The organism is Pectobacterium zantedeschiae, assembly GCF_004137795.1.
Lineage (GTDB): Bacteria > Pseudomonadota > Gammaproteobacteria > Enterobacterales > Enterobacteriaceae > Pectobacterium > Pectobacterium zantedeschiae.
The window spans coordinates 3,122,762-3,146,054 of the sequence record NZ_NWTM01000001.1; the positions used below are offsets into that span (position 1 = coordinate 3,122,762).

A 23,293-nucleotide genomic window follows, 5' to 3' on the forward strand; every position below is an offset into this window, starting at 1 on the left:
CAATAAGATAAATAAAAACACCACGTTACGCATATCACCGTGAAGCAGATAGGAAGAAAATCCATATAAAACAGCATTTCATATTAGCTTTTTCTTTTGTGACATGAGTCATTCTACAAAGTTGTATAATAGGTTAGCTTAACTCGAAGAGAATACCGACGCGCGCCACAATAATACTTAACAGGTGGCCGTCTTCTCTTCATTAAACCCACTCTCCATTATTCTATTTTTCATGGGTTTATATTTTTAAATCACCATTTGATTATCGATAATGTCACCCAACCTCTGGAGATAACTCAATGAAGCTGTCGAAAACATTGATCGGTGTTTGTCTGGGATCTACCGCACTCCTGATGAGCCAAGCGATTCAGGCTCAACAAATTAAAGCCTCTGATGTTCACCCTGAAGGTTACCCTAATGTCGTTGCCGTACAGAAAATGGGAGAGAAATTAAAAGCGGCCACAAATGGCAGGCTGGAAATTAAAACCTTCCCCGGCGGTGTATTAGGTGATGAAAAACAAATGATTGAGCAGGCGCAGCTCGGTGCGATTGATATTATCCGTGTATCCATGACACCCGTTGCCGCTATTTTACCAGAAATAGAAGTCTTCACCCTGCCCTATATTTTCCGTGATGAAGATCATCTGCATAAAGTACTGGATGGAAAAATCGGTCAGGAAATTGGCGACAAGATTACCCAGAGTAGTAAATCAAAATTAGTTTTTCTAGGCTGGATGGATGCGGGAACGCGTAACTTAATCACCAAGCAACCGGTAGTGAAACCAGAAGACCTCAAGGGCATGAAAATTCGCGTACAGGGTAGCCCAGTCGCGCTGGCAACGCTAAAAGCTATGGGCGCCAACTCGATTGCCATGGGCGTCAGCGAAGTCTTCAGCGGCATGCAAACTGGCGTAATTGACGGTACCGAAAATAACCCACCAACGTTTGTCGCACACAACTACCTGCCTGTAGTGAAAAACTATACCTGGAGCCGCCACTTCATCATCCCTGAACTGTTTCTGTATTCCAAAACCAAATGGGACAAACTTTCTAAAGAGGATCAGGATGTTATCCTGAAACTGGCGAAAGAAGCACAGCAAGAACAACGCGTACTGTGGAATGAATATACTCAGCAATCTTTGGATAAAATGAAGGCCGGAGGCGTTCAGTTCCATGAAATTGATACCGAGTACTATTTCAAAGCAACGCAGCCCGTACGCGATCAATTCGGTGCCAAATATCAGGATCTGATTAAAGCCGTCGCTGACGTCCAATAATTCAAACTTCATTTTAGCGGATAAATAACAGAACGTTGACGAACCTATTTACGCGATGAAAACGGTGATAATGGAAGATTAATCCATTATCACCGCGCTGCGGAATTCATTAGCAACGTTATAAATAGCTATTTATCTTCACCCTTAATGACCTGATATCAACGATTATCCTTCGCTTATCACTCACCTGAGTGAATATAGGTGGCACAATGGCACAGTCTTATCTTTCAAGTATGGATGTACTCTATCGTATTGCCATGTGGGTTTCTGGTCTGGCGTTACTTATTATGACGCTAATAATTCCTGTCGGCATATTTGCGCGCTATGTTTTAAATGCTGCATTATCCTGGCCAGAACCCATTTCAATTATTTGTATGGTGACGTTTACTTTTGTAGGCGCAGCAGTCAGTTACCGTTCCAATTCACATATTGCTGTCAGCATGTTGACCGATAGATTGCCAGAATCTGGTAAGAAGATTTGCATTCACCTGTCAAATCTCCTAATGCTCTTAATCAGCCTGTTTATTCTCTATTACAGCTCCGTGCTCTGCATCGAATTGTGGGAACAGCCCGTCGCGGAATTTCCATTATTAACCGCAGGTGAAAGTTATTTACCGCTACCTATCGGCTCGTTAATTACCGTGCTCTTCATCATCGAAAAAATGTTTTTCGGCCCGCAGGATAAACGCCCTGTGGTAATGCTTGGCAGTTCTTAATTCGGAGCCAATACCATGGATGCATTTATTCTTGTTGCCACATTGGCCGTGCTGTTGGCCGTCGGCGTTCCTGTCGCTTATGCGGTAGGGTTAAGCGCGATTGTTGGCGCTTTCTGGATCGATTTGCCACTTGAGGCGGTCATGATCCAAATTACCAACGGCGTGAACAAGTTTTCACTGCTGGCAATCCCCTTCTTTATTCTCGCGGGGGCCATTATGGCCGAAGGCGGTATTGCCCGTCGGTTGGTCAGTTTCGCGTATATCTTTGTCGGCTTTATTCGCGGCGGCTTATCGTTGGTTAACATCGTCGCATCAACGTTTTTCGGTGCGATATCTGGCTCTTCCGTGGCAGATACGGCCTCAATCGGCTCGGTGATGATCCCGGAAATGGAGAAAAAGGGCTACCCGCGCGATTTCTCTGCTGCCGTCACCGCCAGCGGCTCTGTACAGGCCATTCTGACTCCGCCGAGCCACAACTCGGTGATCTACTCGCTGGCAACCGGTGGCACGGTTTCGATTGCCGCGCTGTTTATTGCGGGGATCCTGCCTGGTCTGCTGCTCAGCCTGACCCTGATGGTGATGTGCGTCGGTTTCGCACATCGGCGCGGTTACCCGAAAGGCGAACGCGTACCGTTCCGTCAGGCGCTGAAAATCTTTGTCGATACGCTGTGGGGTCTGATGACCGTCGTCATCATCATGGGTGGGATTCTGTCCGGCATTTTTACCGCCACCGAGTCCGCGGCCATCGCCTGCCTGTGGTCCTTCTTCGTGACCATGTTTATCTATAAAGATTATAAATGGTCAGAACTGCCCAAGCTGATGTACCGCACGGTAAAAACTGTCACGATCGTGATGATCCTGATCGGCTTCGCTGCTGCATTCGGTGCCATCATGACCTACATGCAGTTGCCAGCGCGCATTACCGAGTTTTTCACCTCCATTTCAGATAACAAGTACGTCATCCTGATGTGGATTAACATCATGCTCCTGCTGATCGGCACACTCATGGACATGGCACCGCTAATCCTGATCCTGACGCCCGTGCTGCTGCCTGTTGCCCTCTCGCTTGGCATCGATCCGGTGCATTTCGGTATGATCATGCTGGTGAACCTTGGGATCGGTCTGATTACTCCGCCAGTGGGGTCGGTACTTTTCGTCGCCAGTGCGGTCAGTAAGCAGAAGATAGAGCAGGTCGTTAAAGCAATGTTGCCCTTCTACTGTGGGCTTTTCTTTGTTCTGATGCTGGTCACCTATATTCCAGCTATCTCGCTCTGGCTGCCTAAATTCTTTGGCGTCCATACCGGTTAACACACTCTAATTGCGCCATGTTATTCGCTGCACGACAGAAGAACATGGCGCTTTCCTTACGTTTTCTTACCTGAAATATTTTCACCTACCTCCAATTTTACCCCATAAGAATCGGCGAAAAGCCCCTTTCGCTGCGGGAATTCCTGCGATATAGAACATTTTTTCCATGATGACAAAACCCGCCCACATGCCGCTTCAGCCGTGATAACGTAGACCTTATAAATCGAATCCTGATAAATCCAATTATGCTCCGTGATTCTCCTGTGCCCACTGTCGGAAATGAGTCGGCATATTGAGTCATTCGGCAGGACTGAACAGAAAAGGTGATAGTGGTTATGACAAGCAAAAAAACGGCAACAGCATTAGTCGCCGCAGGACGCAGCAAGAAATTCACCCATGGCTCCGTCAACCCCGTTATTCAGCGCGCTTCTTCCCTGGTATTTGATACCGTACAGGACAAGAAGCACGCCACCATTAACCGGGCCAAGGGGGCGCTGTTCTACGGTCGTCGTGGCACGTTGACGCATTTCTCATTTCAGGAAGCGATGGTGGAGCTGGAAGGCGGTGTGGGTTGCGCACTGTATCCCTGTGGGGCGGCCGCCATTTCTAACGCGATCCTCTCTTTCGTCGCGGCAGGCGATCATATTCTGGTGACGGAATCAGCCTATGAACCCACGCAGGATTTCTGCACGAAAGTGCTCAACAAGCTGAACGTCAGCACCACCTATTTCAATCCACTCATCGGTGCCGATATTGCCAACGTGATCCAGCCCAATACCAAAGTCGTCTTTCTTGAATCGCCGGGCTCTATCACCATGGAAGTACACGATGTGCCAGCTATCGTCCAAGCCGTGCGCCGTATTAATCCCGAGATCGTTATCATGATCGATAATACCTGGGCCGCAGGTATTTTATTTAAGGCGTTCGATTTCGATATTGATATCTCGATTCAGGCTGGTACGAAATATATCGTCGGCCATTCCGATGCCATGATCGGCACGGCGGTGGCTAACGAACGCTGCTGGGTACAGCTACGTGAGCACTCTTACCTGATGGGACAAATGGTGGACGCTGATACCGCCTACGTCGCCAGCCGCGGTCTGCGCACGTTGGGCGTCAGACTCAAACAGCATCAGGAAAGCAGCATCCGCATTGCGAAGTGGCTGTCGGAACGGCCAGAGGTCGCAGTCGTTAATCACCCCGCATTGCCAGGATGCAAAGGGCATGAATTCTACGAGCGCGATTTTAAGGGCTGTAACGGCTTGTTCTCATTCGTCCTGAAAGAGAAATTAAGCAAAGAAACGTTGGCGCACTATCTGGACCATTTTGAGCATTTCAGTATGGCGTATTCCTGGGGCGGTTTTGAGTCTCTGATTCTGGCAAATCAGCCAGAAGAACTGGCGGCTATTCGTCCTGTGAGCGGCGTGGATTTTACCGGCACACTTATTCGGTTACATATTGGACTTGAAGACAGTGACGATCTGATCGACGATCTGGCTGCGGGTTTTGGCAGAATCAGCGCTTAATCAGCAAAGCACAGCCAAACGACAGGGAAACAAAATACAAGCAGGGAAAAAATACAGAAAATGTGACGGCCATAAGGCCGCCGCGTCTTGATTTCCCCTGCGACGCGGTGGGTAATGCGTTATGATAATAATGAGTCAACGCTTACTAAAAAACGGCGTTACCTTAACCAAAAATTAAGCATTAAGCCCTATCGTATTCTCACAATGCGGTAAGGCGTTTTGCCCATACTGATTTTAGGGCTTGATAGACAGTAAATTTCAGGTAACCCAGCGTTCTACCGCCGCTGCCTGAGAGATAATGAATATCGTCACTGGCGGGAAGTAATATGAGTATGGTTCACGACATTATGCAGGCTCTCTGGCAGCAGGATTTTAGCGCACTGGCCGATCCCCACGTCATTTGGGTCATTTACGGCATTCTGTTCACGACGCTATTTCTGGAGAACGGCCTGTTACCTGCCTCTTTTTTGCCCGGCGATAGTCTGCTGCTGCTCACTGGCGCCATGATTGCCAAAGGTGTGATGAGCTTTTTCCCCACGATGATTCTGCTTACCATCGCCGCCAGCCTCGGCTGCTGGCTCAGCTACCTTCAAGGGCGCTGGTTGAGCGATACACGTCTGGTAAAGGGCTGGCTATTACAGCTTCCCGCTCATTATCACCAGCGTGCCCATCATCTGTTCCATCGTCACGGCCTGACGGCGCTGCTGGTTGGCCGCTTTTTAGCCTTTATCCGCACGCTGCTGCCGACAATGGCAGGTATTTCCGGGTTAAATAATACGCGCTTTCAAATTTTCAACTGGCTCAGTGGGCTACTGTGGGTCGGGGGGATTGTCACACTCGGCTATGCGCTCAGCCATATTCCGTTGGTCAAACGCTATGAAGATCAGGTGATGACCGCGCTGATCCTGCTGCCGATTATTTTACTGGTCAGCGGTCTTATCGGTATGGCAGTCGTCGTATGGCGTAAAAAACGCTCGGTCGCCTAATCCGGTAACCGTGCAATTTATTGCCGCCTTTAGCCTTCCTCAACCGCCATATTATTGGCCTTTAATCTTGACACTTCGTCGCCCGGCGTCGCGCCAAAATAGCGTTTAAATTCCCGGCTAAACTGCGACGCGCTCTCATATCCGACACGGGCCGCTGCAACACCAGCTTTCAGGCCATCGTTGATCATCATCACCCGCGCTTTATGCAGGCGGTAGGATTTCAGATACTGCAACGGCGAGGTGTTGGTGACCGCCTTGAAGTTATGATGAAACGCAGACACGCTCATGTTCACTTCGGCAGCCAACTGCTCCACATTCAGGCTATCAGCATAGTGATTCTCAATGCGCCGCAGCGCTTTGGTGATTTGGCTGAAGTGCGTGTGCCGATTCACCAGCGCCTGTAATGCCGCACCACTTTCACCACAGAGCATATGATAGATAATCTCGCGCACAATCGTCGGGCCCAGCACGCGAGCGTCGCGCGGGTTATTCATCGCATCAAGCAGCCGTTCGACAGCACACAGGATCTCATCGGTCAACGGCGCGCTGTTCACCCCGCACGTGCAAGAACAGGGACGAATCGCGCTGTCATCATCACCGATGTCGATCAGCAAATCCTGAAGCATTTGGATGTCGATGCTAATCGACATCCCTACCAGCGGGTTCTCAACGCTGGCTATCGTTTCACATTCGAACGGCAGCGGAACGGTCATCAACAGGTAATTTTCCGGGTCGTACTGGAACATTTTTCCACCCAGGTAGCCAATCTTTTGGCCCTGAAAAATGATGACGATCGTCGGCTCATACATCACTGGCACACGCGGGTGATGTTGTTCGGTATACAGAATCCTTACCTGAGGCACGAGCGAAGGCGTGACCCAACTTTTAGTTGAACAGCGTATTGCTTGCTCCACGATGCGCTGGCGCACGGTCTGTTGCTGTTCTGCTTCTCTCTGTGTTGTCTGTTTCTGAATTTTTTGTTTCTGAACAAGCTGCTCACGTTGGCTTTCCGTCGACATGCCTTGGCTTTCCGTCAACATAATGTTATCTCGCTACCGGTTCTTTTTTCCTGCCTGAAGCCTCTCTCCTGACACGGGAAACAAAATGACATACCCGCGAACTATTATCACCCTTTTCTCCTGTATTTTGTAGAAATAGGCAATAACCAAACAGAAATGTGCATTGAACGTCTTCCAGAGGTTGATGACAATACTGAGCGTACCCTCATCCACTCATCACACGGGAAAAGACATGAATAAAACGATTGAACTGTTTACGTCACACCGCAGCGAACGTAGCTACCTTGATAAACCTATTCCCGATGACGTGTTGGATGCCATTGTTCAATCCGCACATTTAGCGCCGACATCCGTGAACTCTCAGCAAGTGTCGCTCATCGTCACCCGTGACCCAGAACGCAAGGCACGCATTGCCGAACTGGCTGGCGGACAACCGTGGATTGCCAAAGCACCCGTGTTCATCACCGTAGTGCTAGATATGCACAAAACGCAGGTCGGGATTGCCATGAGCGGCAAACAGCAACACGCGCATGAAAGCCTCGAAAGCCTGATCGCTGGCACAACGGATGTCGGTATTGCACTCGGTACGCTGATGGCCGCCGCACGCTCATTCGGACTGGGCATCGTCCCGATTGGCGGCATCCGTCGCGAACCGCAGGCGATGATCGATTTTCTGCAACTCCCTGAACTGACGTTCCCCGTCGCAGGCGTTGCTATCGGCTATGTCGATACCCCAGCACATCAGAAACCACGCCTTCCGCTAAATTCATTCCGCCATGATGAAACCTATCATCAGGACGTTCTGCCTACGGCGATTGAGCAATATAACCACACGCTAGTGACACACTGGCAGCAAACCGGTCGTGCAGACGGCGACAACTGGGGTGATAACACCGCCAGCTACTACCAACACATCTACTTCCCGAAAGTCTTGCCCGCGATCCTTCAACAGGGCTTTAAACTGGACAAATAACCCATGCTAAATTTCACACTTCATACCCCAACCAAGATTCTGTTTGGCGAAGGCCAGATTGCTGAATTAGGCAAAGAAATTCCTGCCGATGCCCGCATCCTCATCACTTACGGCGGCGGCAGCGTGAAGCACAATGGCGTACTGGATCAGGTTTATCGCGCGCTGGAAGGGCGCAACGTACGCGAGTTTTCCGGCATTGAGCCGAACCCGACGTATGAAACGTTAATGAAAGCCGTCGATGTTGTCAGAGCAGAGAAGATTGATTTCCTGCTGGCGGTTGGAGGGGGCTCTGTCGTCGATGGTACAAAATTTATCGCCGCCGCAGCGGATTATCAGGCCGCGCAGGATCCGTGGCACATTCTGCAAACTGGTGGAGCAGAAATCGATCGCGGCGTCGCACTGGCAGCGGTACTCACCCTCCCCGCGACCGGTTCGGAATCCAACAATGGCGCGGTAATCACCCGTAAAGCAACCAACGATAAGCTCGCCTTCCACTCACGATACACTCAGCCGCTTTTCGCCGTGCTCGACCCGGTAGTAACTTACACTCTGCCCGCTCGCCAGATCGCAAACGGTGTGGTCGATGCCTTCGTTCATACGGTTGAGCAATACCTGACCTATTCGGTCGATGCCAAAGTACAGGATCGTTTTGCGGAAGGTTTGCTGCTGACGCTGGTTGAAGAAGGCCCGCGTGCGCTGGCTGAACCAGAAAACTACAAGGTCAGAGCCAATGTGATGTGGAGCGCAACCATGGCGTTGAACGGCCTGATTGGTGCCGGAGTACCGCAGGATTGGTCAACTCACATGCTGGGGCATGAATTAACGGCGCAGCATGGCCTCGACCATGCCCAAACGCTGGCAATCGTTCTGCCTGCCATGCTGACAGCAAGAAAAACCCAGAAGCGTGACAAGCTGCTGCAATACGCCGAGCGCGTCTGGAACCTACGTGACGGCAGCGAAGACCAGCGTATCGACGGCGCGATTGCCGCCACACGTGGCTTCTTCGAAAAAATGGGCGTACCAACCCGCATGTCTGACTATCAGTTGGATGGCAGCTCCATACCAACACTGGTCGCCAAACTCAGCGAGCACGGCCTGACTGCGCTAGGCGAGCACCGTGACATTACGCTGGAAGAAAGCCAGAAGATTTACGAGGCGGCGCGTTAAGCCCCTCTTCCCGAATAATTGGAATTAAGGAGAAAACGCTATCGTTTAAACTACCCCTATCCCCTCAATGCTGTGTCTGTTAAGGGGAACCAATCGGCTAATGCTGGTCACTTACGCCCGTTGTCAGGGGAAACACAGGGGAGATCACCTCACCCCTGTGGTCACCCCATGTATTACGATGCTTATACGATCGGCGCTAAGCCAATAGGTTCCCTTTATCATCACGTAACGTATAGCCAACGAATTTTTCTACTAGACTGAAATCATATACCTGTTCCTGCGAGGGATCACGTTCCTCTCTGTTCGTGATATGAACAGGTCGCCCATCCAGTTAAGTCTATGATACGTTTATGGATTAACGGATATAAAAGGAGAATGAGATGACGCAACCGAAAGTTAAGCTGGCGGACGGCAATATCATGCCCCAGTTGGGCCTTGGGGTCTGGCGAGCAAGCAGTGAGGACACGGTGACCGCCGTGACCGAAGCATTGTCCATCGGTTATCGGGCGATCGATACCGCCGCAATTTATAAGAATGAGGAAGCGGTCGGTCAGGCGCTGAGTTCCGCGAATCTACCGCGCGAAGAGGTATTCATCACCACCAAGCTCTGGAATGGCGATCACACCGATCCGCAAAAGGCGCTGCAAGAGAGCCTGCGAAAACTTCGATTAGATTATATCGATCTCTACCTGATTCACTGGCCGTTACCGCAGCAGAATACTTTCGTGGATGCCTGGCGCGGGCTCATCAAACTTCAGGAACAAGGTCTGGTGAAAAGTATCGGCGTCAGTAATTTCCATATTCACCATTTACAGCGGTTAAAAGAAGAAACGGGCGTCTTACCGGTCATCGATCAGGTCGAACTCCACCCGCTTCTCCAGCAAAAACAGCTCCATGCCTGGAATGCTACACACCATATCCAGACTGAATCCTGGAGCCCGCTGGCGCAAGGGGGCGAAGGAGTCTTTGATCACCCGATTATCCGTAAACTAGCGATGAAATACGGCAAAACACCAGCACAGGTCGTGATCCGCTGGCATCTGGACAGTGGACTGGTGGTGATACCTAAATCGGTGACACCTGCACGTATCAAGGAAAACTTCGAGGTGTTTGATTTCCGTCTGGATAAAGACGAGCTGGGTGAAATTGCCAAGCTGGACAGCGGAAAACGCCTGGGCTCGGATCCTGACGAACCAAGAAACGACTAACCCACCTTTGATGCCAGCATTCTCCGTGCTGGCATTCTTCCTCTAATCGGCAAACTGAATCTCATACACATCGCTACGACAGTGTGCTTCGCTATATTCCAGCAGTTCACCTTGGTTGTTATAAACATGCAGTTGGCAATACAGCGCAGGAGCTTCCGCCGCGATGTCAAGAAGCGTAGCGATTTCTGCCGCACAGGCAATCGCCTTGAAACGATAGCGTTTTTTGTCCGGCGTGACCCCATGCGTCACCCAATATTGATAGAGCGACTGTTCAAACGTTTCTGGATCGGGTAAGAATTTTTGCGGAATCCAGGTTGTTTCCAACGAGACAGGTTCGCCGTTGATGAGCCGGACACGCCGTAGATAGGTGACAGCTTCGCCTTCCGGCAAAGACATTTTTTCAGCGATGTTAGCAGGCGGAACCTGTATTTTTCTCTCTAACCAGAGGCTGCCAGCGATGCCGCCTTGTTTCAGCACAAGCGCGGTGAACCCTTCATCCTCAGCACTCAAGGCATAATTAAGCCGCTGGGTAACGCGGGTTCCCACCCCCTGCTGGCGAACAACAAGCCCTTTTTCTTCCAAAAGCGACAGGGAACGGGAAACCGTCACGCGCGATAACCCCAGCTGTTGTGCAATCAATCTTTCCGCGGGTAAGAACTGGCCTGACAACGTCTTACGGCGGCCGATTTCTGATTCAAGCAACGACGCGAGCTGCATATAGCGAGGCGCCGACGGCGCCCCTGCCAGCTGATCCCTGACCCAAAGCAGTAATTCCCGCATAGTACAGCCTTTTTTAGTGACGCGGCGTCTGGCCGCGTACAGGTTAAAACAGAAGTGAACCTGATTTCATGGCGAAACGAAACGTTCTGACGCTGAGATTGTTGTAATAAAAAATGTTTTTTTAGCACTCATCAGACACGAAACCGCACGTACACCAAACGACAATTCACACTTAATTCATAGCAACATCAATATATAAGGTATCGTCCGCACGGCACCGCAGCTTTAATCTTGGTTTGTCTGAATAGAGGTGGATCACATCAAGAAGCAAGTGGGCATCGAAAACATCGCGGGTCAAACGAGGTTGCCGTGACATTGGTCACGGCAGAGGGATAACGGCAGAAGGTGACTGACAGGCTAGAGTTTACATCGCAGACTGTACGATGAGCTGCCCTGTCGAGCCGCGATCGGCCAGTTCCAGCGTCTGGCTGTAATACAGGAAGGGGAACGCCATTGAGGAAGGCTGCATGAAATAAACCAGCAGCTCGACATCGTTATCCACCCATACCGTATCTTTCCAGCCACTGTCTTCCACCGACGGTGGGCGGCCATTCGCGCTACGTACCAGGAATTTTACGCCCTGAATATGGAAAGCCTGCGGCGTGTCGGCGTGGATAATCCAGCGCTCACAGCGGCCAAGCTGGGTTTGTACATCGGCACGCGTCATGTCCCACATCGCACCATTGATCCCAGGCAGACTGTCGCCCAGACGGAATTCTCGCGTGCGGCTAATGCTGCCTTCAATAATGTTATCCGCCAGCAAACGCATTGGCAGGTTGTCCGTTACCAATGGCAACAGTCCGGTCGGCTTAAGCGTCAGTATTTGGGTAGAAATCAGGATACTGGAAGGCTCAAACAGTCCGCGCAGGCGATCCATAATCCCAGCTGACTCACCGGCCGTCAGCGTGACTTCCTCACCTTGCGACATGTCGATCAGAATTTCACGTCGCTCACCGGGCGCGAGAGAAAGCTGGTTCACAGCCATCGGTGCTGGTAACAGCCCTTGATCGCTGGCGATCACGTGCATCGCCCGTCCATCGCTCAGTCGCATCACGTAACGGCGGGAGTTCGATGCGTTCAGCAGTCTCAGCCTAACCCAACCACGAGAAACTTCAACAAAGGGGTTTTGGATCCCGTTGATCAACAGCGAATCCCCTACGAATCCACCGCTAGAAGGCGGGTTATAGAGAGGAACACCAAAGTTATCCAGTCGTTTATCCTGAATAATCAATGGGAAATCATCAACACCGTAGTGATTAGGCAGTGGCAGAGATTTACTGGTGCTGTCTTCCACCAGCCATAGCCCAGCCAACCCGTTATAGATATGGGGTGCCATGCGGTTCGGCGTATTCGCGTGATACCAACAGGTCGCCGACGACTGACGAATCGGCAACACTGGCGACCAATCAGATCCTGGAGAGATAATACGCGCAGCGCCGCCCATCAACGGCCCCGGCACCTGCAACCCACCAATTGTCATCGCGACAGGCTCATTCAGGCGGTTGCTGTAAATCAGCTTCACATCATCGCCGTCATATACCCGTACCGTCGGCCCTAAATAACGGCCGTTGATTCCCCAAATAGATGTTTTACGGTCACCGGAAAACGCCCAATGGGCACGCTGCATGGTCAGAAAAAGAGGCTGGCCTCGGCGCGACTCCAGTAATGGCGGTATCGGCAATGCGTCGGGACTCCCACTGGCTTTTGCCGCCAGTGGCGTCATACCCGCACATAACGCAAGGCCCGATGCCTGAATAAACTGACGTCGGCTGAGTGACATAATGACTCCGTAAATCCATTAACCGTAAGCAAAGTTTAACTTCCGATTATTTATTTCGACGATGTATTAGAAATAAATAATCCAACAACGGATGGGATAAGCTTACTTTTTGCCTGCCGCTTCGCGTGCCGCGACTTCCGCATCCAACTCCGCAATTTTGGCAGCCATCACATCATGGCAATGTGTAGCCAATTCGCGCACCTGATCTTTGGTATACGCACGGGTATCAATCGGTGGCAGCATTTCGACGATCACGACGCCGTTATTCCAGCGGTTCAATTTCACCTTATTGCTGGTAGTAGAAACACAAATAGGCACAATCGGCACTTCTGCGCTAATCGCGGCATGAAAAGCACCGGTTTTGAATGGCAGCAGGCCGCGTCCACGGCTGCGCGTACCTTCAGGGAACATCCAGATAGACGTATTGCGCTCTTTAATGTGTTTCACCACCTGTGCGATGGTGCCATGCGCTTTGGCGCGGTTTTCACGATCAATCAGCAGGTTACCCGTCAGCCAGTAGAGCGGGCCGAAGAACGGAATCCACAGCAGGCTTTTCTTACCTACGGTAACGGTACGAGGCTGAACCGCGCTAGATACCGTGACCATATCGTAATTATTCTGGTGATTAGCGATATAGATGCAGTTGCCGTAATGCGCCGCTTCTTCCGGTATCCGCATTTCTACTTTTAGGCCAAACACCACGGACAGGCGGCCAAAAAGATGACCAAACGTCGCTACATGGCGGGGATTTCGAGGGCTGAACAGGCAGTAAAACAAGCCAAAAATACAGATCAAAATCGAAAAGATAACGACAACAAAAAAACGCAAAATGGATAACATAGCAACCTCATTAGCCAACAGCCGCCGCTAGTATAGCGATTTCGCGCTAAAACACACGGTGATTCAATTTTCTGCGGGATGGCAACCGGAAACCAAAGAAAGGCGGTAAACACCGCCTTTCTCAACATGCACAACGACAATATGGAGGAGTTATTCTTCGCTGCTTCCAGTGTCAACCTGCTGCGGCGCATCTACCTCAATCCGATCGATACGTTGCAGACCACGCAGCAATGTCCCTTTCCGTCCGCGCTCACCCTGATACTTCTGAAGCTCATTCGGACGCAGCACCAGCTTACGCTTGCCAAAATAGAGCGTGACGGAAGCCTGTGGTGGCAGCAGATACAGCCAGGTCAGACGATCTTTACCTTCCACAAAATCAGCCGAGGAGATGGACACAATCTTGTTACCCTTGCCTTTCGACAATTGAGGCAGATCGGAGACAGGGAACAGCAGCATTCTGCCCGCGGCAGTGATTGCCATCAGCAGGTTATCCTCGCCCTTGATCTCGATCGGTGCCAGCGCCTTCGCGTTATCCGGCAGAGTAATAATCGCTTTACCTGCGCGGTTACGCGCCACCAGATCGTTGAAGGTACAGACGAAGCCATAGCCCGCATCCGATGCCATCAGCAACGGCTGATCGTCTGCGGCCATCAGCACCTGTTCAATCGTCGCGCCTGGCGGTGGTGTGAGTTTGCCCGTCAGTGGCTCACCCTGACCGCGCGCGGAAGGGAGTGTGATCGGATCAAGTGCATAGCTGCGACCGGTGGAGTCAATGAATACCACAGGCTGATTGCTCTTGCCTTTAGCCGCGGCGCGGAAGCTATCACCCGCTTTATAGCTCAGTCCGGCAGGATCGATGTCATGCCCTTTGGCACTGCGAACCCAGCCCATTTCCGACAGTACAATAGTAACCGGTTCAGACGGCACAAAGTCGTGTTCACTCATCGCTTTCGCTTCGCCGCGTTCATGCAGCGGCGAACGACGATCGTCACCATAAGCTTGCGCATCCGCCTGAATTTCTTTCTTAATCAGATTGCTGAGTTTACGCTCTGACGCCAACAGTGCTTGCAGTTGATCGCGCTCTTTAGCCAAATCGTCCTGCTCGCCGCGGATTTTCATCTCTTCCAGCTTGGCCAAATGACGTAATTTCAGCTCGAGGATCGCTTCAGCCTGTGTTTCACTCAGGCTGAACTGGCGCATCAGAACGGGCTTCGGCTCATCTTCCGTGCGGATGATGTGAATCACTTCGTCAATATTCAGGAACGCAATCAGCAAGCCTTCAAGAATATGCAAGCGCTTGAGCACTTTCTCCAGACGGTAGTTCAGTCGGCGGCATACGGTGTCTCGACGGAATACCAGCCACTCGCTCAGGATCTCGACCAGCCCTTTCACGCTGGGGCGACCATCCAGACCGATCATGTTCATGTTAACGCGATAGCTTTTTTCCAGATCGGTAGTTGCGAACAGATGATTCATCACCTGATCCATATCGATACGGTTCGAGCGCGGCACCAGCACCAGGCGAGTGGGATTCTCGTGATCGGATTCATCACGCAGATCTTCCACCATCGGCAGCTTCTTCGCACGCATCTGGCTGGCAATTTGCTCCAGCACTTTGGCACCAGAAACCTGATGCGGCAGCGCGGTAATCACCACATCGCCGTCTTCTTTCTTCCAGACCGCGCGCATCCGCACCGAGCCACGACCATTCTGATAGAGTTTGCGTACTTCATCACGCGGCGTGATGATTTCGGCTTCCGTCGGGAAATCCGGCCCCTGCACATGCTGGAGCAAATCGTCCAGCGAGGCTTTCGGGTTTTCCAGCAGCATCACTGCGGCAGCCGCGACTTCACGCACGTTATGCGGCGGAATATCCGTTGCCATCCCGACGGCGATCCCGGTGGTGCCGTTCAGCAGAATATTCGGCAGACGCGCAGGCAGCATCTTCGGCTCTTGCATCGTGCCGTCAAAATTCGGGGTATAATCGACCGTGCCCTGCCCTAATTCTGACAGCAGCACTTCCGCGTATTTGGACAACCGCGATTCGGTATAACGCATGGCAGCGAACGATTTCGGATCGTCCGGTGCCCCCCAGTTCCCCTGACCATCCACCAGCGGATAGCGATAAGAGAACGGCTGCGCCATCAGCACCATCGCTTCATAGCAGGCGCTGTCGCCGTGCGGGTGGTACTTACCCAGCACGTCGCCCACGGTACGGGCAGATTTTTTAAATTTGGCGCTGGCATTCAGTCCCAGCTCGGACATCGCATACACAATGCGACGCTGCACAGGCTTCAGGCCATCACCAATGAACGGCAATGCCCTGTCCATGATGACGTACATGGAATAATTCAGGTATGCATTTTCGGTAAACGTGCGCAGCGCAAGGCTTTCTGCGCCGTCATGAGTCATCTCACTCATTTCTCTCACTTTCCTCACATCGCGGCGCGATTGTTACGCTTTCCGACACGCCATAGCGGCGGTATGTTTGGCGGGAATAGTACCTTATCTGATGAGGTGATGTCACAGGGAACAGTTAGCAGGGAACCGCGTCACAGGAAACGATGTCGCTCTCAGAAAACCCCCACACCGGGCGATGACCGGTGTGAATCCGACGGCTACCGGAGAAGGCGGCTAGTCGTAGTGGTGGACTCTCGGATGATCTGCGGTAATCATCTCGCCATATACGGATATTGACGATTGGTCTGGCCGCAGCATGGGTTTTCCCTTCCGGCCAAGCAGAATGCACTCAACGGCGGCCTCAAAAGACTCTCCTTCAAACCAGAATGCCTCATGTATAAAGCTCATCCCGTAGCAGGCCCCCGCGCTATCCATCAGCAAAGCAGCGTGCGAATGATGAGTCTCACCGATCAGGATCAGCGTCGTGTTCAGAATCCCTTGCCACTCCAGCAGCGTTTCATCTTCCTGCAAATCCTCACTGCCGCCAAAAATAATATCACCGCTGGCGCACTCTTCTCCTGCGCCGCTCTGCCCGACCGTCAGCCCGCCGAACGCATGCAGGATGTCAGCGGCCGGATGGTTCTCTGGCACAAACGGCGGGACTGATTGTGGTTCAACATGCGGCCAGCCTGCCGCGTGAAACAGTGGAAAAACAGATTTGGGTATTTCAATAAACATCGTTAGTCACCTTACAGCTACGGTTAAGGAAAGAATCAGCGCGTATTTCGCAGTCGCTGACGAATTGCGCGCATTGCCGTCATCCTTATCGTTTCATTCGGCGGAGCCAGGTCGCGATGACTTACCAAAAAATCCAGAGAGGAAGCGTCGCCAACACCACGGAGCGCACAGAATAGTAAACAAGTCTGATGTTCCGTCGTCGCTAGCGGTAAAAGCCGCATCAGGAAAGTGCGCACCGCTGTTGCCTGCTCGTCCGTCGCCACAACACCGTCTTTGAAGCTCAACAGTAAGTTATAGGCAGAGGTAAGACGCCATGCCGTTTCGGGCGCGAGCTCGGGCCTCTGCATAACGGCCGAAAAGAAATCCATCAACGCGTTCACCGCCGCATGGGATTGAAGTTCCTCAAGCAGACCAATTACATACGCGACATTCTCAGGGTCGTCAGCAAGGACGCCGAGCGCGTCAATTCCTTCCTCTGCATACGCGCCCGCAATTTCAGCCCATTTCGCTAGCGGAACCACGTGTGTGCCGTCGGGCAAATAGGGTGAGCGAGACCAGCTACATTCATCAGATAGCCGATTAAGTTCATCGCGTAACCCCGGCAAACGTGCTTTTGCCGCCGTAAGAATATGCTCGACTTCAAGCGTGTTACGCCGAGCCTTCACCCGAAGTGCAGAGAGTTTCATCTATCAATACCTTATCTACCATGCTGGCGTTAAACACCGTGGCGTCGGCACGATGCGTGCTTCTTTATTCATTCTTTCCATAGATACCAATCACGTGGCAAGAATGAAACGTAACCGTCTGACCGCAGTGCACACAGTCGCTTCCCGTAGGCTTATTGTCTAAAACCCCTTCGTAAAACGCATCGTGCTTTTTTGTCACGTTGACCCACATTCTTTCTACCGAAAGGTCATCAGAGCCCGGCGTTTCCTCCATACGGAAGATCAACTTAACAAAATCGCCGGGCGCGAGTGATTCACGTACCGCTTTTGCCGGAATCCAGAATGAATCTGGATACTCGCGGTTAATCGCTTCGCCATCGTCCAGCTCGTAGTGATCGGTTTCGTAAGTCGGTAATTTCATTACACCTCGTTGATACATCGCATAGACGCAGCCTGCTTTAGAGCTTGATAGCAAACATACCGTTTCATTAAGAATTATTCATCATCATTGCTGCCTCAAACGATAATGACTAGCATATTGATAATAATTATCATTCACACGTGGTAATTAATGTTATTTCCCGTTTTGCATTTCCCTTGCAGACGTTAGTTACCAGCACGCCATGTTTCCCCAACGCCGCTGGCCTGAACAACCTTATAGCAGAGTATCATTATGTTAATTAACAAGAATTTAAATAAAATTCTTCTCACCGGCATCTTGACTGGTGTCGCGCTAAACGGCATGGCAGCGGATAGCACCACAGGCAACAACGCACTCAACGTGAAGAATCAAGACAATCCGGCGGCTAAAACGGAACCGACGGGTGACGTAATGACCGTCCATGCGCCTGAAATTGAGAAAAAAACGGGTTCGTCCGTTTCAATCACAGCCAATGATATGCAGAAGCATGGTGGTAATGACTTTGGCACCATCATGCGTTACCAGCCGTTAATCAGCGCAACGGGCTCCAGCGGCGGTAGTAATGCGGGGAAAAGTGGCTTTGATCGTGGCGGCTACACGGGCTACAACATTCGCGGGATAGAAAGCAACCGCGTCGCTATTGATACCGATGGCATCGCATTACCTAATGCAACGGGACGTAGTTATGCCAGCAGGGCTGGATTTAACACGTTCGGTATGGGGCGAGACTATGTCGACCCTTATCTCTATGGACGGGTCAATATCGAATCTGGCGTGACCTCAGCGGAAAATACGATTAATGCGTTAGGTGGGAGCGTCTCGTTTCGCCCCAAATCAGCAGATGATTATTTAAACGCGAATAAGCAGGAATATGTCGGCTTCCAGAGTGATTTCGACTCTGCCAACCATGGTTGGCATAACGGCATCACCGCCGCAGGCGGGGATGCCGAGCTGCGCGGTATTGTCGTGCTCAGCCGTCGTGATGGTCAGCAAACGCGTAATAACAGCGACGAGATCGCTGCTTACCCCGCCAACTGGCACTCTAACGCCATTCTGGCATCGACTATCTGGCAGCCAAATGATGAACATCAACTCACCAGCACGCTGGATTATTACCATAAAACCAACCATACCCACTACGATTACTGGGGTAACTTGCCGAGCAGCAATAATACGATTTATGGCACCGCACAACAAAGCAGCGAGACTCGCCGCTGGAGCGCCAGCCTGAAAGATCGCTGGACGCCAGTCAACAATACATTAGTCGATATGATCGACAGCCGCGTTTATTTCCAAAACAGTGAGTCTCACGACAACACCTGGTTGCCAGCAACAACGGGAATGGCAGCAGCCGATAGCCACCGTGTCTATTCTGATTACAATGTAAAAACGTACGGCTTCGATACCCATCTGGTGAAAAGCTGGGATCGTCACGAATTTAGCTGGGGCCTCAATGCCAGCCAAACTAAAACCGAGCGCCCGTTCAGGCAATCACCGAATCAAACGGGTGCGAATAACATCATGCAGCCGGAAGCCGATAGTGACAGCTACACCGTTGGCGGCTTCGTGCAGGATACCGTCTCCTGGGATCTGGCAGGACACGCGTTCTCGGTCGTTCCTGCCGTGCGCGCCGTCCATCAGCGAACCAAACCGACCAATACGGTTCGCCTGAGCGGTGACGGCAGCGTCATCAGTGAATCCGATGTCAACAGGCTGTACGGTAAAGCCAACAGTGATACACAAATCCTGCCTTCACTGAGCTTCCTTTACGACATCACCCCGACGCTGACGACCTATTTACAGTATCGCCGCGGCGCACAGTTCCCAGATGCCAGCCAGCTTTATGGCAGCACCAACCTTGACGCCAACTATGCCGGGCCGTTTCAGTATGCCTTTATCGGCAATAGCGACCTCAAAACAGAGACCAGCAACAACGTAGAATGGGGATTAAAAGGCGAAGCCACAGAGGGGATCACATTCCGTACCGCGCTGTTTTACAACACGTACAAGAATTTTATCGCCAATACCCGCTACCGTCGTAGCGCCAACCCAGACAAATTTACCAATGTTCCAAGCAATATCAGTACGATATACCAGGCGGAAAACCGTGATAAAGCCTACATCTACGGTGGTGAAGTCAGCAGCAAAATACAGCTTGGCACCTGGTTCCCAGCAGTTGACGGGCTTAGCACCACGCTGGCGTTTGGTTACACCAAAGGCCAATCCCAGTCCCGCTATCTTGGCGACCGCTATGTCGATCTCGACAGCGTTGCACCAATGAAAGCCGTGATTGGTATCGCCTATGACGATCCTTCGCAGCGCTACGGTGCCGCACTGACGTCTACCTTCCAGAAAGGGAAACAGGCACAGGATACGAATCGTCAAAACTACACCAATGCTGGCACCGCTATCACCGCCTCTACAGCTGAATATATGCGGGTTCCCGGCTATGGCATGGTGGACCTGACCGCCTACTATCGCGTGACCAAAGACGTGAAAATCAGCGGGGGCGTGTATAACCTGACTGACCGTAAATATTGGGACTACCTGAGCAGCCGTCAGATTGAAACCAATGACCGACAGGGACAATACGATCGCGCGCTGTCTACCGCTCCCGGTCGTTCCTTCCAACTCGGTGTGAATGTAGATTTCTAATCGGCATAACACGTTGATTCACGGAAAATAGGCGATGTTCAGTTCAGACATAGCCGCCTTAATCAGGCAAGAAGCGCAGCACGGCTTTCTTGCCTTTTTATTTCCCTTCGCTCTGGTATGCTCATATTCTTATTTTCATCGCATTATTTAACGAAACAATTAATATGCAGATGAGATCACAATTATTACCCCTGATAGCGTGATCGCGATCCCAATTAATATCCGCTCAACACCCTGTTTTATTTTTGTCCTATTCAGCGGACAGCATTTAGTATTGTCCCTATCGACTATCGCGACTAGATTAATCATTACAGCACCCTATCCAAATAAAACGAAAGAGAAAATAAAACAGGAAATTATTTAGAAAAAATTATCAATCCGATAAGCATCAGAAAATCTAACGAATCACAGAGGGTAATATGATGCAGCCACTCACCTCCCGCCAGAATCGTTTATTGAAATATCTCTTACAACACCAGGGATATGTAACGGTTAGAAATATTGCACATTATCTGGATGTGTCGGAAAAAACCGTCTATCGCGATATGCAATTTGTTGAAGCCTTCCTTTCTGTCTGGAATATTTATCCAGACAAAAAGGTCGGTGCGGGAATTATGTTAACAACGGATGACGACCGACACATCACGTTGTTGGAACAGCAACTTGTCGTGGATGATGGAGAGACCGATGCGCTGATCAACAATGCTCGCCGCGTCAAAATCGCCTCACAGTTATTAAGCGACACGCCTCATGAAACCTCCATCAGCAAACTGTCAGAACGCTACTTTATCAGCAGTGCGTCTATCGTTAACGATCTGAAAATCATCGAAAGCTGGCTACATCCACTGGGATTATCGCTGGTGCGTAGCCAGAGCGGCACGCACATTGAAGGCAGCGAAAATCAGGTACGTCAGGCGATGGCCTCACTTATTAATGACGTTATGCATCATAAAGAACCCGGTCCGCTTAGCCACTCCCGCCTCGATCCCGGCAGCTATAGGGCACTAATTAACTATTTCGGTGAAAAAGACGTTTCCTTCGTCGAAACGCTGTTACAAGACATGGAGAAAGCACTTTCTTATCCGCTAGGCGAGCCTTATTACATCAATGTTTTCACCCATACCTTAATTATGATGCACCGCATTACGCAGGGAAAAGCACTCATCATGGCGGAAGACTCTATTCATCAGCAGGTTGATAATCGCATATTTTCCATCGCACAAGATATGGTGACGAAAATAGAGCAACGCGTCGAGAGCACGCTACCCTCAGATGAAGTCTGGTTTATTTACCAATATATTATTTCTTCAGGTATTGTGATAGAAGAACGTGCGGATAACCTACAACTCCACTATCAATTCTCTAATAGTGAATCACGCAGAATTACGCGCGTATTAACACAGGTATTTTCTGATTTAATCAATATAGACTTGCGCACAGATAAGTTATTACATGAAGGCTTGCTTATTCACATCAAGCCATTGCTTAACCGATTAAAGTATCAAATACACATTCGCAATCCGTTATTAGACGATATAAAAAGCGAATTTATTGATATTTATCATATGACTCAGCAAGCCATGAGTGAAGTCTGCCTGAGGTTTCAATTAAACCCCGTCGCTGAAGATGAAGTCGGCTATCTGACCATTCATTTTCAAGCCGCGCTGGAACGCCAAATTGCTCACAAACGTATTTTGGTGGTGTGCTCTAGCGGTGTGGGAACGTCGCATCTGCTAAAAAACCGTATCCTGCGCGCGTTTCCTGACTGGATTATTGTTGGCGTGATATCAGCCAGTAATATGCAGATATTCTGCCAACAGGAGGATATTGAACTCATTATTTCCACGATTCATCTGGAAGAGCAGCTGATTCCGGTTGTTTATGTATCCGCATTTTTTAATGACGATGACATTAAACGTGTTACCGAAAAAGTTATCGCTAATCAACTGCATCAGGCCGTCCCACACTGATTATTTGCCGAGCGTTAATTTTTTAAATTTATAGATGAGGTGTGATAAATGGATATCAATAAAATACTGAATGCCAACCGCGTAAAGTTAGACATGTCCGCGACCAATAAAGATGAAGTCATTCATGAATTAACCGATTTGTTGTATGCCGATGGGGCTATTACCAATAAACAGGATTTTATTCACGATGTCTGGTTACGTGAAGCCGAAGGTTCAACCGGCTTTGAAAACCATATTGCGATCCCTCATGGGAAATCATCCGCCGTAAAACAAACCACGCTCGCGATTGGCCGAACCCGTCAGGATATTCCCTGGGAAACGCTAGACGGCAGCCAGGTTCGCTGCATTATTCTCTTTGCCGTGCGTCTGGAAGATCAGAACACGACACACATTCGCCTGCTGTCTCAGGTTGCCAGTGCACTGGCCGATGATGAGGTGATTGCTCAACTGTTGGACGAATCCGATCCCCATAAAATTATTCGGCTGTTTAGTCAGTATGCAGAAACAGCGCCTGTCACTCCGACATAAGACGAGGCCCAAAATGAATATTGTTTGTGTTGCCGCCTGCACGGCGGGTATCGCGCATACCTATATCGCCCGCGAGAAACTTATTAAAGGTGCCAACGCGTTAAATTACGCGATCAAAGTGGAAACCCAGGGCACGATTGGCACTGAGAATGAATTAACACCCGATGAGATAGCTGCCGCCGACGTCGTTATTCTAGCTATCGACATTAAAATAACAGGCGAGGAGCGATTCAAAGGTAAACCTGTCGTTCGGGTAAAAACGGAGGTCGTTATTAAATCTCCAATCAAGTTTCTGGAAAAAGTCGCTAGCTCTTTAGCGGGTGCCTGAATATATCT

Annotated in this window: 20 protein-coding genes; 12 read left to right on the forward strand and 8 right to left on the reverse strand. The window is 50.5% G+C overall.

Features of this window, described 5'->3' with window-relative positions; genetic code table 11:
* Window positions 1–299 precede the first annotated feature (299 nt).
* The 5 genes from CLR69_RS14035 to CLR69_RS14055 all read left to right on the forward strand — a co-directional run bounded on the left by CLR69_RS14035 (window position 300) and on the right by CLR69_RS14055 (window position 5,813).
* Window positions 300–1,277 carry a TRAP transporter substrate-binding protein gene (locus CLR69_RS14035; protein WP_129702586.1) on the forward strand — a complete coding sequence of 326 codons (978 nt, stop codon included), beginning with the start codon at window positions 300–302 and terminating at the stop codon, window positions 1,275–1,277.
* A 209-nt stretch (window positions 1,278–1,486) separates the two neighbouring features.
* Window positions 1,487–1,993, forward strand: a complete 507-nt coding sequence (locus CLR69_RS14040) for a TRAP transporter small permease (RefSeq protein ID WP_129713500.1) — start codon at window positions 1,487–1,489, stop codon at window positions 1,991–1,993.
* 15 nt (window positions 1,994–2,008) lie between these two features.
* Entirely contained in the window at window positions 2,009–3,301 is a 1,293-nt protein-coding gene (locus CLR69_RS14045) for a TRAP transporter large permease (protein ID WP_129713501.1), read from the forward strand.
* 335 nt (window positions 3,302–3,636) lie between these two features.
* Complete coding sequence (gene metC, locus CLR69_RS14050; RefSeq protein ID WP_129713502.1) at window positions 3,637–4,827, forward strand: cystathionine beta-lyase; 1,191 nt, start codon at window positions 3,637–3,639, stop codon at window positions 4,825–4,827.
* Between the two features lie 326 nt (window positions 4,828–5,153).
* Window positions 5,154–5,813, forward strand: coding sequence for a DedA family protein (locus CLR69_RS14055; RefSeq protein WP_129713503.1), 660 nt, complete (start codon window positions 5,154–5,156; stop codon window positions 5,811–5,813).
* A gap of 29 nt (window positions 5,814–5,842) precedes the next feature.
* On the opposite strand, the gene CLR69_RS14060 is transcribed toward CLR69_RS14055, so the two are convergent.
* The gene (locus CLR69_RS14060; protein WP_129713504.1) at window positions 5,843–6,853 is read right to left on the reverse strand and encodes an AraC family transcriptional regulator; all 1,011 of its coding nucleotides are present in this window, start codon (window positions 6,851–6,853) and stop codon (window positions 5,843–5,845) included.
* A gap of 211 nt (window positions 6,854–7,064) precedes the next feature.
* Between CLR69_RS14060 and CLR69_RS14070 the strand changes: the two genes are divergently transcribed.
* The 3 genes from CLR69_RS14070 (at window position 7,065) to dkgA (ending at window position 10,180) form a co-directional block, all read left to right on the forward strand.
* On the forward strand, window positions 7,065–7,805 hold the full coding sequence (locus CLR69_RS14070) for an NADPH-dependent oxidoreductase (protein WP_129702579.1): 741 nt from the start codon (window positions 7,065–7,067) through the stop codon (window positions 7,803–7,805).
* A 3-nt stretch (window positions 7,806–7,808) separates the two neighbouring features.
* Complete coding sequence (gene yqhD / locus CLR69_RS14075) at window positions 7,809–8,972, forward strand: alcohol dehydrogenase (RefSeq protein WP_129713505.1); 1,164 nt, start codon at window positions 7,809–7,811, stop codon at window positions 8,970–8,972.
* Between the two features lie 380 nt (window positions 8,973–9,352).
* Window positions 9,353–10,180, forward strand: coding sequence for a 2,5-didehydrogluconate reductase DkgA (dkgA, locus tag CLR69_RS14080; protein ID WP_129713506.1), 828 nt, complete (start codon window positions 9,353–9,355; stop codon window positions 10,178–10,180).
* 42 nt (window positions 10,181–10,222) lie between these two features.
* On the opposite strand, the gene CLR69_RS14085 is transcribed toward dkgA, so the two are convergent.
* The 7 genes from CLR69_RS14085 to CLR69_RS14115 form a co-directional block, all read right to left on the reverse strand.
* On the reverse strand, window positions 10,223–10,960 hold the full coding sequence (locus CLR69_RS14085; RefSeq protein ID WP_129713507.1) for a GntR family transcriptional regulator: 738 nt from the start codon (window positions 10,958–10,960) through the stop codon (window positions 10,223–10,225).
* Between the two features lie 364 nt (window positions 10,961–11,324).
* The gene (gene ftsP, locus CLR69_RS14090; protein WP_129713508.1) at window positions 11,325–12,740 is read right to left on the reverse strand and encodes a cell division protein FtsP; all 1,416 of its coding nucleotides are present in this window, start codon (window positions 12,738–12,740) and stop codon (window positions 11,325–11,327) included.
* Window positions 12,741–12,842: 102 nt separating this feature from the next.
* Entirely contained in the window at window positions 12,843–13,580 is a 738-nt protein-coding gene (locus CLR69_RS14095; RefSeq protein WP_129702574.1) for a 1-acylglycerol-3-phosphate O-acyltransferase, read from the reverse strand.
* A 150-nt stretch (window positions 13,581–13,730) separates the two neighbouring features.
* Window positions 13,731–16,001, reverse strand: a complete 2,271-nt coding sequence (gene parC, locus CLR69_RS14100) for a DNA topoisomerase IV subunit A (RefSeq protein WP_129702573.1) — start codon at window positions 15,999–16,001, stop codon at window positions 13,731–13,733.
* Between the two features lie 213 nt (window positions 16,002–16,214).
* On the reverse strand, window positions 16,215–16,718 hold the full coding sequence (locus CLR69_RS14105; RefSeq protein ID WP_129713509.1) for an SUKH-3 domain-containing protein: 504 nt from the start codon (window positions 16,716–16,718) through the stop codon (window positions 16,215–16,217).
* 35 nt (window positions 16,719–16,753) lie between these two features.
* Window positions 16,754–17,404 (reverse strand): hypothetical protein, encoded by a 651-nt coding sequence (locus tag CLR69_RS14110; RefSeq protein WP_129713510.1) that lies wholly within the window; start codon window positions 17,402–17,404, stop codon window positions 16,754–16,756.
* A 64-nt stretch (window positions 17,405–17,468) separates the two neighbouring features.
* Window positions 17,469–17,804: a DUF2314 domain-containing protein gene (locus CLR69_RS14115; RefSeq protein ID WP_129713511.1), complete on the reverse strand. Its 336-nt coding sequence runs from the start codon at window positions 17,802–17,804 to the stop codon at window positions 17,469–17,471.
* Window positions 17,805–18,056: 252 nt separating this feature from the next.
* Here CLR69_RS14115 and CLR69_RS14120 point away from each other — a divergent pair, with 252 nt between their 5' ends.
* The 4 genes from CLR69_RS14120 (at window position 18,057) to CLR69_RS14135 (ending at window position 23,285) form a co-directional block, all read left to right on the forward strand.
* A complete protein-coding gene (locus CLR69_RS14120; RefSeq protein ID WP_129713512.1) occupies window positions 18,057–20,459 on the forward strand; it encodes a TonB-dependent receptor domain-containing protein in 2,403 nt (800 codons plus the stop codon).
* Between the two features lie 419 nt (window positions 20,460–20,878).
* The gene (locus CLR69_RS14125; protein ID WP_129713513.1) at window positions 20,879–22,429 is read left to right on the forward strand and encodes a BglG family transcription antiterminator; all 1,551 of its coding nucleotides are present in this window, start codon (window positions 20,879–20,881) and stop codon (window positions 22,427–22,429) included.
* 48 nt (window positions 22,430–22,477) lie between these two features.
* Window positions 22,478–22,957, forward strand: a complete 480-nt coding sequence (locus CLR69_RS14130; RefSeq protein ID WP_129702568.1) for a PTS sugar transporter subunit IIA — start codon at window positions 22,478–22,480, stop codon at window positions 22,955–22,957.
* A gap of 13 nt (window positions 22,958–22,970) precedes the next feature.
* Window positions 22,971–23,285: a PTS fructose transporter subunit IIB gene (locus tag CLR69_RS14135; protein WP_129702567.1), complete on the forward strand. Its 315-nt coding sequence runs from the start codon at window positions 22,971–22,973 to the stop codon at window positions 23,283–23,285.
* Window positions 23,286–23,293 lie beyond the last annotated feature (8 nt).